Source organism: Methylobacterium sp. Leaf123 (assembly GCF_001423405.1).
Classification (GTDB): domain Bacteria; phylum Pseudomonadota; class Alphaproteobacteria; order Rhizobiales; family Beijerinckiaceae; genus Methylobacterium.
Map to the genome: position 1 here is coordinate 17,716 of NZ_LMNS01000009.1, position 13,817 is coordinate 31,532.

Annotated in this window: 8 protein-coding genes; 1 reads left to right on the forward strand and 7 read right to left on the reverse strand. The window is 69.6% G+C overall.

The features are described from left to right. Positions 1 to 495 precede the first annotated feature (495 nt). The 3 genes from fdhF to ASF53_RS08290 form a co-directional block, all read right to left on the reverse strand. Complete coding sequence (gene fdhF / locus ASF53_RS08280) at positions 496 to 3,465, reverse strand: formate dehydrogenase subunit alpha (protein ID WP_056196836.1); 2,970 nt, start codon at positions 3,463 to 3,465, stop codon at positions 496 to 498. Between the two features lie 52 nt (positions 3,466 to 3,517). Further along, the gene (locus ASF53_RS08285) at positions 3,518 to 5,236 is read right to left on the reverse strand and encodes an NAD(P)H-dependent oxidoreductase subunit E (protein ID WP_056196840.1); all 1,719 of its coding nucleotides are present in this window, start codon (positions 5,234 to 5,236) and stop codon (positions 3,518 to 3,520) included. Positions 5,237 to 5,299: 63 nt separating this feature from the next. Further along, entirely contained in the window at positions 5,300 to 5,611 is a 312-nt protein-coding gene (locus ASF53_RS08290) for a hypothetical protein (RefSeq protein WP_056196843.1), read from the reverse strand. Between the two features lie 624 nt (positions 5,612 to 6,235). Here ASF53_RS08290 and ASF53_RS08295 point away from each other — a divergent pair. Then, positions 6,236 to 7,564: a TAXI family TRAP transporter solute-binding subunit gene (locus tag ASF53_RS08295; protein WP_286134231.1), complete on the forward strand. Its 1,329-nt coding sequence runs from the start codon at positions 6,236 to 6,238 to the stop codon at positions 7,562 to 7,564. A 108-nt stretch (positions 7,565 to 7,672) separates the two neighbouring features. Here the strand turns inward: ASF53_RS08295 and ASF53_RS08300 are convergent, their stop codons facing one another. The 4 genes from ASF53_RS08300 to ASF53_RS08315 form a co-directional block, all read right to left on the reverse strand. Further along, the gene (locus ASF53_RS08300) at positions 7,673 to 9,070 is read right to left on the reverse strand and encodes an FAD-binding oxidoreductase (protein WP_056196849.1); all 1,398 of its coding nucleotides are present in this window, start codon (positions 9,068 to 9,070) and stop codon (positions 7,673 to 7,675) included. Between the two features lie 15 nt (positions 9,071 to 9,085). Continuing rightward, positions 9,086 to 10,336, reverse strand: a complete 1,251-nt coding sequence (gene serA / locus ASF53_RS08305) for a phosphoglycerate dehydrogenase (protein ID WP_056196853.1) — start codon at positions 10,334 to 10,336, stop codon at positions 9,086 to 9,088. A gap of 194 nt (positions 10,337 to 10,530) precedes the next feature. After that, the gene (locus ASF53_RS08310; protein WP_056196856.1) at positions 10,531 to 11,538 is read right to left on the reverse strand and encodes an SLAC1 anion channel family protein; all 1,008 of its coding nucleotides are present in this window, start codon (positions 11,536 to 11,538) and stop codon (positions 10,531 to 10,533) included. 10 nt (positions 11,539 to 11,548) lie between these two features. Next, positions 11,549 to 13,807, reverse strand: coding sequence for a xanthine dehydrogenase family protein molybdopterin-binding subunit (locus tag ASF53_RS08315; protein ID WP_056196860.1), 2,259 nt, complete (start codon positions 13,805 to 13,807; stop codon positions 11,549 to 11,551). Between the last annotated feature and the right edge of the window lie 10 nt (positions 13,808 to 13,817).

Genomic DNA, 13,817 nt, shown 5'->3' on the forward strand with positions numbered 1-13,817 from the left:
GTATCGGATCCCGGCGACGAGCCTGTGACTGTCCGGATCATTCTGCGAGCGGAGAGACGTGCCATCCCTGGCAGGGACGACAAGGGTCGCCAGGGGCGATCCCGCCACGCAGGTTTGCGGGGTCGATCGCCCGATGCGGCGGCAGAGCGGTTCCAGATGCGAGGGAGACCTACTCAGCGGCGTGAGGCCGGTTACCTCGCGTTTACGGGATCGGCGAGGGCGTCCGTGCGAACCTGCTCCGATCCCCGGCACGGCTCTCGGCTCGTTACTTAGAACGCGAGGCTACCGGACAACGCAACTCCGCGCTCCGTGTCAGCGATCGTCGTATGGCCGACCCGCGACCACGGCGCGGGGATGTCCACTTTTGGACAACCCGATCAGACGAGCTTGAGCAGCCGACATTGCCCTCGATAAATCACGCCAAGATCCCTCGTTGGCGTGCGGGACGCACGAGAGCTCCGGCGGCGCGCCTGAACGCGCCGCCGAACAGAAGCCTTACTCGGCCGCCATCGGCGCAGCCTCCGCGGGGACGACGCGTGCCGCGCAGAACTTGAACTCGGGAATCTTTCCGAGAGGGTCGAGGGCCGGGTTGGTGAGGAGGTTGGCCGCGGCTTCCGCGTAGCAGAAGGGCATGAAGATCATGCCGACCGGCACGTCTCGGTCCGAGCGCACCTTCAGCTCGACGGCGCCGCGCCGGGTTTCCAATCGCATCGATCCGCCTGGCCGGAGGCCGAGCCGGTAGAGCTCCTTGGGGGCCATGAAGGCCACCGCCTCTGGCTCCAGCGCATCGAGCACACCCGCGCGCCGGGTCATCGAGCCGGTGTGCCAGTGTTCGAGCACGCGGCCGGTCGAGAGCACCATCGGGAACTCTTCGTCCGGCACCTCGTCCGGCGGCACGATCGCCGCGGGCACGATTTTGGCTCGACCGCTCTCCGTCGGGAAGCCGGCGTAGAAGATGATCTCGTTGCCGGGCTGGTCCGGGCCATCGACCGGGTAGGTCACCGCCCCTTCGCGCTCCAGCCGCTCCCAGGTGATGTTGTTCAGGGACGGCATCACCTGCGCCATCTCGGCGAAGATGTCGGCCGGGCCGCCGTAGTTCCAGTCGAGGCCGAGGCGCTTGGCCAGTTCCTGGATGATCCACCAATCCTGACGCGCATCGCCCGGAGGGGCGACGACTGGCTGGGCGATCTGCACCCGGCGGTCGGTGTTGGTGAAGGTGCCGGCCTTCTCGGCAAAGGCCGAGGCCGGCAGCACCACGTCGGCGTGGAAGGCGGTCTCGGTGAGGAATAGGTCCTGCACCACGAGGTGGTCGAGCATCGCCAGGGCATGGCGGGCGTGGTTGAGGTCGGGGTCGGACATCGCCGGGTTCTCACCCTCGACGAACATGCCCTTGATCTCGCCCGCATGGATCGCGCGCATGATCTCAACCACCGTCAGGCCCCGCTGCGGATCGAGCGACTGGCCCCAGAACTCCTCGAACAGCTCGCGCACCGCATCCTTCTCGACCGACTGATAGTCCGGATAGACCATCGGGATCAGGCCGGCATCGGACGCGCCCTGGACGTTGTTCTGGCCGCGCAACGGGTGCAGCCCGGTGCCGGGACGGCCGATCTGGCCGGTGATGAGGGCGAGGGCGATCAGGCAGCGCGAGTTGTCGGTGCCGTGGACGTGCTGGCTGACGCCCATGCCCCAGAAGATGAGCGAGGACTTGGCCCGGGCGTAGAGCCGGGCGACTTCGCGCAGGGTCTCGGCGTCGATGCCACAGACCGAAGCCATCTTCTCCGGCGTGAAGTCGACGATCTTCTCGCGGAGCGCCTCGAAGTTCTCGGTGTAGCCGGCGATGTATTGCTCGTCGTAGAGGCCCTCCGTGATGATCACGTTGAGCATCGCGTTGAGCATCGCCACGTCGGAACCGGGGCGGAAGGCGAGGTGCCGGTAGGCGTGGCGCGACAGCGTCTGGCGCCGCGGATCCATAATGATCAGCTTGGCTCCGCGCTGCTTCACCGCGTTCTTGAGGAAAGTCGCCGCGACCGGGTGGTTCACGGTCGGATTAGCGCCGATGACCACGATGACCTCGGCGTCGAGCGCCGCCGAGAACGGGGCAGTGACGGCGCCGGAATTCAGGCCTTCCATCAGCGCCGCCACCGATGAGGCGTGGCACAGGCGCGTGCAGTGATCGACGTTGTTGGTGCCAAAGCCCAGGCGAACGAGCTTCTGGAAGAGGTAGGCCTCCTCGTTCGAACCCTTCGCCGAGCCGAAGCCCGCCAGCGCCTTGCGCCCGTTGGTGTCACGGATCGTCTTCAGGCCGCCGGCCGCGCGGTCGAGCGCCTCCTCCCAGGTCGCCTCGCGGAAATGTGTCCAGGGGTTCGCCGGGTCGACCTGATCGTTGGCGTCCTTGGGCACGTTCTCCAGGCGGATCAGCGGCACCGTCAGGCGGTGGGGGTGGTGGACGTAATCGAAGCCGAAGCGGCCCTTCACGCAGAGCCGGTTCTGGTTGGCCGGCCCGTTCACGCCCTCGGCGTAGACGATGCGCTCGTCCTTGACCTTGTAGGAGACCTGGCAGCCGACGCCGCAATAGGGGCAGAGCGACTTCACTTCGCGGTCGGGATAGACCGTTCGGGTCTGGTTGGCGTCGAGATAGGCCGACGGCATCAGCGCCCCGGTCGGGCAGGCCTGGACGCACTCGCCGCAGGCGACGCAGGTCGAGGCACCCATCGGGTCGTCGAAGTCGAACACGACCTTGGAGCCCGCGGCGCGGTAGGCCATGCCGATCACGTCGTTGACCTGCACTTCACGGCAGGCGCGGACGCAGAGATTGCACTGGATGCAGGCGTCGAGATTGACGCTCATCGCCGGGTGGCTGATGTCCGTGTTCCAGCGCTCGGCGGCCGGGAAGCGGCTCTCGGTCACGTCGAGGACGTCGGCCTGCACCCAGAAATGCGACGACGGATCGTGCGAGGTCGCGCGCTCGGGCTGGTCGGCCACGAGCAGTTCGAGCACCATGGCGCGGGCCTTGGTGGCGCGCTCAGTGGCCGACTTCACCTTCATGCCGATGGCCGGGGTGCGCTTGCACGAGGCGGCGAGCACGCGCTCGCCTTCGATCTCGACCATGCAGGCGCGGCAATTGCCGTCGGGACGGTAGCCGGGCTCCGGCTTGTGGCAGAGATGCGGGATATGCGTGCCGAGGCGCTTGGCGACCGCCCAGATCGTCTCGCCGGGCTGCGCCTCGACCTGTTGGCCGTCGAACTCGAAGGCGATGGTCGCGGGCGCCACCGGGGCATCCTTCAGGCCGTAGGTGCCGGAGGGATCGGGCGCGGCTTGGCCGCCGGACTTGGCGCCCTGCGAGTAGGCGCCGCCCGACGTCGATGGCGCGCCGCCCGTCGGCCCGCCGGCATCCTGTGGGCCGTTGGCGCGGATCTCGGGCTGTTCGATCTTGTTGCCGTGCGGTTCGGGGCCGTTGCTCATGCATCCGCTCCAGGCTCTGGCATCAGGTGAGGAGTCATCGTCGGGCGCGGCGTCACTCGGCCGCCACGGCCCGCGGCTCCGGGAAGAGATCGGGGAAGTACTTGATCACGGTGCTGACGGGGTTCGAGGCCGCCTGACCGAGACCGCAGATCGAGGCGTCGCGCATGCATTGCGCCAGCTCTCCGAGCAGATCGGTGTCCCACACGCCGTTCTCCATCAGCATGCGGGCCTTCTGGGTGCCCGAGCGGCAGGGCGTGCACTGCCCGCAGGACTCGTCCTCGAAGAACTTCATCAGGTTCAACGCGGCACCGCGCACATCGTCCCGGTCGGACAGGATCACGACCGCCGCCGAGCCGATGAAGCAGCCGTATTTTTCCAGCGTGCCGAAATCGAGCGGGATGTCGTTCATCGAGGCCGGCAGGATGCCCCCGGACGCCCCGCCCGGCAGGTAGGCCGCAAAGGTGTGACCCTCGGAGATGCCGCCGCAATACTCGTCGATCAGCTCTTGGATCGTGAGGCCGGCGGGCGCGAGCTTGACGCCCGGCTCCTTGACCCGGCCCGACACCGAGTAGGACCGCAGGCCCACGCGGCCGTTGCGGCCATGGCTCTTCCACCACTCGGCGCCGCGCTCGATGAGGTCGCGCACCCAGAACAGCGTCTCGATATTGTTGATCAGCGTCGGCCGGTTGAACAACCCGACCTGGAACGGGAAGGGCGGCTTGTGCCGCGGCAGGCCGCGCTTGCCCTCCAGCGACTCGATCAGCGAGGATTCCTCGCCGCAGATATAGGCGCCCGCGCCCCGGCGCAGATGGATGCGCGTTCCGCCCTCGGGAAGCTTGGCGATCTCGCGGGCCAGGATCTCGCGGGAAATCGGGTACTCGTCGCGCAGGTAGATGTAGACGTCCGAAGCCTCGACGACATGGGCGCCGATCAGCATGCCTTCGAGGAAGCGGTGCGGATCGGTGTTGAGGTAGAGCTGGTCCTTGAAGGTTCCGGGCTCGCCCTCGTCGCCGTTCACCGCCATCAGCCGGGGCCCGGGCTCGCCGCGCACGGAGCGCCACTTGCGACCGGTGGGGAAGCCGGCACCGCCGAGGCCGCGCAGGCCGCCGTCGTCGAGCACCTTCAGCACGTCATCGACCGGCAGCTCGCCGCTGCGCAGCCGTTCCAGCGTGGCGTAGCCGCCGCCAGCGCGATAGGCGTCGTAGTCGACGTAAGGGGGGATGTGGGCGTGGGTGTCCTCGGCCTCGACCGCCGCGCGCACGGAGGCGAGATCGGCCCGGTGCAGGAAATTGTGCCCGACCTCGACCGCCGGGGCGTGGTCGCACAGGCCGACGCAGGGCGCGCGCACGACACGCACCGCATCCGAGGCGAGTTCGCGCTGCAGCGTTTCGAGCAGCTCGTCGGCGCCGAACATCGCGCAGGTGATGCTGTCGCAGACCCGGATCGTCAGGCGCGGGATGTCGGCCTCGCCCTCCTTCACCACGTCGAAATGCGCGTAGAAGGTCGCGGTCTCGAACACCTCGGCAAAGGCGAGGCTCATCTCGTCGGCCAAAGCCGCGAGATGGTCGGCGCTGATCTGGCCGTAAGTGTCCTGGATCAGGTGCAGATGCTCGATCAGCAGGTCGCGCTGACGCGAGCGGGTGCCGAGCAGTTCCTCGATCTCGACCTTGGCGTGGGGATCGACCTGACGGCCCTTCGGAACGGCGCGGGTGACATTACGGCCACGGCCCGGATGCGCGAAGCGCCGGACAGTCCCACTTGCCTCACTCATGACACGACCTGTGTTCCAGCTTAATGGGGACGAAGGGGCGGGAAGATGCCGGGGAGCGGGCGATTACTGGCCGCCGAAGGCGCGCAGGGGTTGCCCCGCCTCGGAGCGCGTCCGCATCGCGACCGCCCCGGATGCCTCGTCCAGCGAGGCGACGCGGGGACCGACCACGGCATCGAGTTCCGTCTCGAACGCGTCGAGCGCGGCATTCAGCCGTTCCAGGCGATCGGCTCCCGACGATCCACCGTCTTCGGCTTCGAACGCCTTCACCAGGACATCGCGAACCTGGGCGATCAATTCCTGCGTCAGCGGCGGCTTCGCTTGTGCCGCGTAAGCATCCGCAACGGCGGCCGCGAGGTGGCTGGCCTGCATGATCATGCGTGAGAACGGTCGGAATACGAGAGGCTCTGCATCGATCGCTCGCCTGAGTTGAAGGAGGCCCGGCCTGATTTCAGGCGATATAGTGCAGGCCTTACGTCAGATTGTCATTATATCAAACTGCATGTGGAGCATACCCCGCCAGCGTTCCACGCTGGCTTGCTGTGCGATCTCCTGAAATCAGGACGGCAAAGCCGATCGCGAAATCACCGGCGCAAGCCAACCCGATCCTAGCGCGGAGCGCATCGCCGCCCATTCTGAGGCGACCGAATACGCTCGTCGCGGCTGCGAAGGCGATAAACCTTGTGGGCGAATGGGCTGAGGGCGCGGCCCGCGTCAGGTCGTCGGCAGAGTCCGTGCGACGGGGACTTGGATGGTGGGAAACACTTCCTCGCTTGGGTTTGCATGGCCCTCAGGAGACCGCGCTCCGACGCTGCGCCCGAATGCGTTGGCGTTCGCGCCGAAAGCCGTGCCAGTCTCATAAGCATCTCGTCGGGATCCGGGTGCAGGTGGTCGGTCCCCTCGAAAACCGTCGGCGCATCGCCACTTGGTCGCCGCGGCCAGACGGCCCGATGGGGTTGGGGAGCAGGTGTGCGTAAGCTGGCGTTTCCGGACGGCTCTGGAGTGTGGCTTCCTCTCGGCTTGGGGCTCCTGCTCGTCCTTCTCACCGTCGCGGCCGTTCACCTGACCCGCCCCACGACATTGACCATCGCGGTCGCCCCGAGCGGCGGCACTGAGCCGGCTCTGCTGCGGGCCTACGCCGACGAGCTTGCCCGGCGGAAGCTTGGCATCCGGCTGAAGGTCGTTGCCTTCGGCGGGGTGCGCGAGAGCGCGGAGACGCTCAAGGCCGGCAAGGCGGACCTCGCGGTGGTGCGGCCGGACGTGGTGATGCCCGGCAACGGCCTGACCCTCGCGGTCCTGCGGAAGCTCGCCGCCTTCGTCGCGGCGCCGGGCGCCTCCGGAAGCAAGACCATCTCGGATCTCGCGGGCAAGCGATTGGGCATGCTGGCGAGCCGGACGGCCGACCGCGCGCTGCTCCGCGACCTCATCGCTCACCACGGGCTGGAGCTTCAGACCGACGCACCGGGCGGCGTGTTGGGGAGTAAGACCGTAGCCCTGGTTCCCATCGAGGAGGCCGACGTTACGGCGGCACTCCGTGACGGGCGCATCGACGCGATGGTGCTCGTGACGACGCCCACCTCCCCCGCCGCGCGGCGGGTGATGGGCCTGGTGGGCGAGGCGAGCGAGGACGGCGAGGTCACGTTGATCGGCGTACCCGACGCGCCCGCTGTGCTGGCGCGCTGGCCGCGCCTGCAGCCCATTACGGTTCCGGCCGCCCTTTACGGCGGCAATCCCCGCCTCCCGGCCGAGGACGTCGCGACCGTGGGCTCGTCCTATCGTCTGATGGCGCGGGCCGACCTGTCGCGCAGCCTCGCCGCCGAGGTGACGCAGCACCTGTTCGAGATGCGTGCGGCTCTGGCCGATTCCGTACCTGCGGCCGAGGAGGTCAGCCACCCGGATTACGAGGACACGGCCGACGCCACGAGCGCCCGCCTGCCGATCCATCCGGGCGCCCTCGATTACTACGAGCGCGAACAGGAGACCTTCATCGAGCGCTACGAGAGCTGGATCTATCTCGTGGCCATTTTCGGCGGTGGTGTCGGGTCCACGGCCGCTTGGCTGCGGCAGCGCATCGGGCGCAAGCGCCGGGAGCGGATCGAAGTGGCCACGGCGCGCCTGCTGGAACTCCGCTCGGAGGCCCGCCGCGAAACCGACCGTGAGCGTCTGAAGGCAATGGCGGGTGAGGTGGACGACCTCGCGGGCAGCATTGCCCGCCATGCGCTGAACAAGCCGACCGAACTCCGCACCCTTGGCGCCGCCAACGTGGCCATCGATGCGGCACGCTCGACGGTCAGGCGCGCCCTGGCCAGTGCGGGAAAACCTGTCGGCTGAATGGCATCATTGCCGGGGTGACCGCAGCGGCCTCGGATTAGGGACTTTCATCGCCTGAGTGGATTGCAACCTTCGGCGTTGTCCTGTTGCCGAGCAAGGAAGCGGGATTCAGACCCGCAGAACCTTGCCGGGATTGAGCAGGCCGTCCGGGTCGAGCGCTCGCTTCAGGCGATGGGCCAAAGCCATTTCCTCGGGCCGACGGCGGCGGGCCAGCTCGTCGACGCGGTACTGGCCGATGCCGTGCTCGGCGGAGATGCTGCCGGCGAACCGATCGACCACGTCGTGCACGAGGCGGTTGATCGCGGCGCTGTCATGCTCGGGTCCGATCAGCACGTTGTAGTGCAGGTTGCCGTCGCCCATGTGGCCGAACACGTTCGGGATGGTGCCGGGTGCGCCCTCGGCGAGCGCCCGGTCGGCGGCCTCCAGGAAGGCCGGGATCGCCGGGATCGGCACCGAGACGTCGTGCTTGACCGACTTGCCCTGGTGCGCCTCGCATTCGGTGATGCGCTCGCGCAGGCCCCAGAGGCCGGCGGCCTGGGCCTTGGATTCGGCGAGCACGCCGTCCACGGCGTAGCCCCGCTCCAGAACTTCACCCAGCGTGCCCTCGACCGCGTCCCGCAGGCCCGAGAGGCTCGATCCCGCCTCGAGCAGGATGCACCAGGGGGAGGGCGGCAGCGGGCTCGGCAGGCCGGCATAGCGCTCCAGCAGATCGAAGGAGCAGCGCGAAATCAGTTCGAAGGCCTGGATCGTGTCGCCGAGGCCGTCCTGCGCAGCGGCCAGCACCCGGAGGGCTGCTTCCGGGTCGGGCACCGCCAGCAGGGCGGTCTCGGTGTGGCGCGGCCGGGGCACGAGGCGCAGCACCGCCGCGGTGACGATGCCGAGCGTCCCCTCGCTGCCGATGAAGAGCTGCTTCCAGTCGTAGCCGGCATTGTCCTTGCGGAGGGAACGCAGGCCATCGACGATGCTGCCGTCGGCGAGCACGACTTCGAGACCGAGCACGAGGTTACGGGTCATGCCGTAGCGCAGCACGTTGATGCCGCCGGAATTGGTGGCGATCATGCCGCCGACCATCGCCGAGCCCTCCGCGCCATAGCTCACGGGGAACAGCCGCCCGGCGGCCTCGGCCGCGGCCTGCGCCGCCTGAACCACGCAGCCCGCCTCGACCTCCATCGTGAGGCCGACGGGATCGACCGCGCGGACCGCGTTCATCCGCGCGAGCGAGAGCACGAGCTGGCGCCCCGAGCCGTCGGGGGTGGCCCCGCCGGCGAGCCCGGTATGGCCACCCTGGGGCACCAGGGCGATGTCGGCTTCCCGGCAAAGGCCGACGATGGATGCGACCTGCTCCGTGTTCGCCGGCCGCGCGACGGCGGCGGGCTTACCCGGAAACAGGCGGCGCCAGTCGATGGCGAAGGGCGCGCAATCGGCCTCGTCCGTCAGCAGGCCGCCCGGTCCCAGCAGGGTGTCGAGGCGGGCGAGAAGATCGGGGGGGAGACCGGTCGCGCTCATGGCTCGAAGGATTCCTCAGGCGATCCGGGCCTGGATCAGGCGGGTGCGCACCGTGCCGTCGATGGTGTCGAGCTCGGTGAGGATGCCGGCGCGATCGACCGGGGCGGCGTCGGCCTCCACCACGACGTAGCCCAACTCGCCCTCGGTCTGAAGGTACTGGGAGGTGATGTTGACGCCGCGGCGGGCAAACGCTTGGTTGACGTGGCCGAGCACGCCGGGGACGTTCCGGTGCACGTGCAGGAAGCGCACGCCGCCGACGCGCGGCGGAATCTGCACCTGCGGGAAGTTGACGGCCCCCAGGGTCGAGCCGGTCTCGACGTAATCGACGAGCTTGCGCGCGACCTCCGAGCCGATGCGGTCCTGCGCCTCCTCGGTCGAGCCGCCGATATGCGGGGTGAGGATCACGTTCGGGATGCCCTGGAGCGGCGAGACGAAGCGCTCGTCGTTGGAGCGCGGCTCGACGGGGAACACGTCGACCGCCGCGCCCCGCAGGCGGCCTTCCTTGAGCGCGACGGCGAGCGCGTCGAGATCGACCACGGTGCCGCGGCTGTTGTTGATGAGGTAGGCGCCGGGCTTCATCCGGCCGATGCGCTCGGCGCTCATGAGCCCGTGGGTGAGCGGCGTCTCCGGCACGTGCAGGCTCACCACGTCGCTGGCGGCCAGCAGCGCGTCGAGGCTGTCGGCCGGCTCGGTGTTGCCGTGGCGCAGCCGGTCGGTGAGATCGAAGAAGATCACCCGCATGCCCATCGCCTCGGCGAGGTTCGAGAGCTGGGCGCCGATATTGCCGTAGCCGACGATGCCGAGCGTCTTGCCGCGAACCTCGTAGGAGTTCTCCGCCGACTTGTCCCAGCCGCCGTCATGCGCCGCCGCGGAACGGGGCGTGATGCGGCGAAGCAGCATCACGATCTCGCCGATCGTCAGTTCGGCGACGCTGCGGGTGTTGGAGAAGGGCGCGTTGAAGACCGGGATGCCGCGGGCTCGGGCGGCATCGAGATCGACTTGGTTGGTGCCGACGCTGAAGCAGCCGATGGCGACGAGGGAGGGGGCCGCATCGAGCAGGCCGGTCGTCACCTGCGTGCGCGAGCGGATGCCGAGGACATGCGCCCCGGCGAGCACCGCGGCATCCGCCGGGCCGATCGCGCGCGGCAGGCGCTGCACCTCGTGAAGGCTCGCCCGCGCGAGGACTTCGACCGCCGACGGTGCGATGTTCTCGGCCAGGACGATGTTGACGTGGTCCTGAAGGGTAAAGCTGTCCGTGCCCGGCATGGTCTCGCCTGCGCCTGTCGTCGTTGAGCGCCCGCCATACATCAATGTTGCGGTGCGGCAATCGCCGGCGGTTCGCGTTGAGCGACGACCGGGACGATTCGTGACGCGTTTCTCCCGGAAAGCTGGCCGGAACATGGTGTCCCGCCGACTCCGCGCTTTCGGCCGAACTGGGCGGGGCGCGAAGAACCGTCCCGTCAGCCGGCCAGCCGGCGCAGCTCGCCGCGCGCGATGCCGACGAGGGTGCGGGCCGCGAGTGCGGCGATGACCGCCGTGGCCAGCGCGAGCAGCGCCAGTGCGAGGATGTCGGCGGGGACCGCGCGGACGTGCTCGGCATAGCGCAAGGCCGCCACGGCCATGGCGGCGAGCGGGAAGCTGACGGCCCACCACGAGACGCGGAACGGGCAGCAGCGCGGCAGGTCGCGCAGGCGGCCGAGCAAGACCACGAACACGAAGAGGCCGACGAAGAACAGCGCCTCGGCGAAGGCGTCGATCCGCCCGAAGGTCGCCGTGTAGCTGGAGAAGCCGACGGCGAAGGGCGCGACCAGGATCATCAGCGTCGGCCGCTGAGCCGGCGGCAGCGGCTCCTCGAAGACGAGGCGGGCGAAGACCAGGGTGAAGAGCGGGACGGCGAAGAACAGCCCGATGCTCAGCGCAGCCATCGCCAGCGTCTGCGTATAGGGCAGGCCCAGGGCGGGGGCGGCGAGCGGGACGTCGAGGAGGCCGACCACCGGCACCATCCAGGCGGGGGTCGCGTGGGCGAGCTGCTGGCGGCTGCCCATCCATCGGCTGACGATGAGGACGGCGAACAGTGCCATGCCGCCCGCGCCGACGATCCAGGCCACCGCCGCGAGCGCCGGGCTGAGATCGTGCAGCACGAAGGGCAGGAGCAGCAGGCTGATCAGGACGGTGCCGAACAGGTTGCCGGCGATCGGGTGGCGGAACTCGGCCATCACCGCCGGCCAAGCCGTGACCGCCTTCGCGCCGTAGGCCAATGCCAGGGTAAGGAAGGTGAGCAGCGCCCCCCAGCCGATCGCATCGGCGACGAGGATGGGCAGGCCGTAGCGCGCGGCGGCGAGGCGCCACGCGACGCTCAAGCCCGTCAGCCCCATCACCGAGCCGAACAGGGCCACCGGCAGGTAGTCGAACCGCGGCACCGGGACCGCGGGTGCCTCCGTTGTTGCTGGGGCCAGGGGAGTCGCCATGCCGCCGCCCTCAGACACCGGACAGGCGCGTCTTGGCGAGCGGCAGGCTACGCACCCGCTGCCCGGTCAGCGCCGCGACCGCGTTGACCACGGCAGGCGGCACGCCGGGCAGGCCCGGCTCGCCGATGCCGCCCATCGGCGCCCCACTCTCGACGATGGCGACGTGCACCCTCGGCATCCGGGTTCGGTCGAGGATCGGGTAGCTGTCGAAGTTCCGCGCCTGCCGCTGCCCGTTCTCGTAGACCACCTGTTCGAGAAGCGTGGAGGAGAGGCCGAGCGCCGCCGCGCTCTCGACTTGCCGCCGGACGATCGCCGGATTGACCACGCTGCCCGGATCGATGGCGATCCAGAGGTCGTGCACCCGCGCCTCGCCGTCCGTGAGCGAGACCTCGGCGATGGTGGCCGTCTCCGAGCCGAAGGGCGAGGCCATGGAGACGCCCCGTGCCCGGCGCGTGCCGTCCTCGGCCGTAAACGGCCCGCGCCGCCAGCCCCCGGCAAGCTCCGCCACTGTCCGCAGCAGGGTGGCGTGGCGCGGGCTGTCCGTCAGGAGCGCCATGCGCAGGTCGAACGGATCCCGGCCCCCGGCCGCAGCGATTTCGTCGAGGAAGCTTTCGTAGAAATAGTCGTTCATCGAGTGGCCGACCGAGCGCCAGAAGGCGATCGTGACGGGATGGGGCACCCGCACATAGTCGAGCTGCCGGTTCGGGATGGCGTAGGGCTTCTTGTCGAGGCCCTCGACGACGGAAGAATCGACCGGCGACTTGAACAGGGCACCGAACCAGCGGCCGATCGGGCCTTCGCCCACGGCCGTGGTCCGGAGCGCCACCGGCATCCCGTCGGGCCCGAGCGCGGCCTTGAAGCGGGCAAAACTGAGGGGCCGCACCGCGTCCATGCGGAACTCCTCCTCGCGCGACCACAGCACCCGCACGGGCCGGCCGGTCGCCTTGGCGAGCAGGATCGCCTGCGGGAAGGGGGTGGCCGGGCCGTAGAAGAAGTGGCGCCCGAAGAAGCCGCCGAGCATCGGCGAGTGGATGCGCACCTGCTCCGGGTCGAGTCCCGCGGTCTTCGCCGCGACGCCCTGGAACAGCTCCGGCATCTGGTTGGGCACCCATAGATCGAGGCTGCCATCCGCCGTGAACCGGGCGACCGCCGACGGCGGTTCGAGCTGGGCATGGGCGAGGTAGGGCGCGTCGTACTCCGCCTCGATCACCTTGGCGGCCTTCGCGAAGGCCGCGTCCGGGTCGCCCTCCTGCTCGGCCGGGAGGCCGGGCTCGGTCGTGCCCTTCAGGGCCGCCAGCATCGCCGCGGAGGAGAACGCGGCGGAGACCGTGGCAATGCCCTCCGCCGCGGGCTCGCTCCAAGCGACCTGAAGGGCCTCCGCGCCCTTGCGCGCCCGCCACCAGGAATCGGCGACCACCGCCACGGCGCCAGGCAGGCGATGGACCGAGTGGACACCCGGCATCGCGCGGATTTCCGCCTCGTTGGCGATCGCCCGCGGCTCGGTGCCGAGATGCGGCGCATGCTGCACGGCGGCGTGCAGCATCGCGTCGAGGCGGATGTCGATGGCGTAGGTCGCCCGGCCCGTCGCCTTGTCGCGCATGTCGAGCCGGGCCACCGGCCGGCCGATCCAGCGGAAGTCCTTCGGGTCCTTCAGCGCGACGTCGTCGCGGGGCAGGAGCGCCAAGGCGGCCTGCGCCACCTCGCCGTAGCCGAGCGTCCGGCCGGAGGCGGCGTGGATCACCCGGCCGTCATCAGTCGTCAGGCTGTCCTGCGGCACGGCCAGCCGCGCGGCGGCGGCGCGCAGCAGCATCTCGCGGGCAGTGGCGCCGAGACGGCGCATCGCCTCGAAGCTGGAGCGGGTCGAGAAGCTGCCGCCGGTCATTCGCAGGCCGTTGACGACGGCGTAGTCGGGGCCGGGCGGGGCGCATTCCACCGCGAAACGGGCAGGGTCGAGGTCGAGTTCCTCGCCGATGGTCTGGGCGAGCCCGGTATTGATGCCCTGGCCGCCCTCGACGAAGGGACTGAGCAGGCGCACGCTGCCGTCCGTACGGATTTCGAGGAAGGCGGCCACGCGGGTGCCGGGCTTTGCTGCCACCGCCGCCGGACCTTCCGCGCGGGTCTGCGCCGCGGCCTCCTTCGGCAGATCGATGCCGAGCAGGAGGGCGCCCGAGGCGATCCCGAGGAAGCCACGCCGCGAGAGGTTGCGCACCGGCTCCGATGCCGGGCTGGAAGCGAGACCGAGGCGGTGATGGGGCGTCAGATCGTTCATCCCCGCCTCC

Bases quoted from the DNA above. Each gene is read 5' to 3' on its own strand.
- fdhF (WP_056196836.1), bottom strand. From the start codon at position 3,465: ATGAGCAACGGCCCCGAACCGCACGGCAACAAGATCGAACAGCCCGAG.
- ASF53_RS08285 (WP_056196840.1), bottom strand. From the start codon at position 5,236: ATGAGTGAGGCAAGTGGGACTGTCCGGCGCTTCGCGCATCCGGGCCGT.
- ASF53_RS08290 (WP_056196843.1), bottom strand. From the start codon at position 5,611: ATGATCATGCAGGCCAGCCACCTCGCGGCCGCCGTTGCGGATGCTTAC.
- ASF53_RS08300 (WP_056196849.1), bottom strand. From the start codon at position 9,070: ATGAGCGCGACCGGTCTCCCCCCCGATCTTCTCGCCCGCCTCGACACC.
- serA (WP_056196853.1), bottom strand. From the start codon at position 10,336: ATGCCGGGCACGGACAGCTTTACCCTTCAGGACCACGTCAACATCGTC.
- ASF53_RS08310 (WP_056196856.1), bottom strand. From the start codon at position 11,538: ATGGCGACTCCCCTGGCCCCAGCAACAACGGAGGCACCCGCGGTCCCG.
- ASF53_RS08315 (WP_056196860.1), bottom strand. From the start codon at position 13,807: ATGAACGATCTGACGCCCCATCACCGCCTCGGTCTCGCTTCCAGCCCG.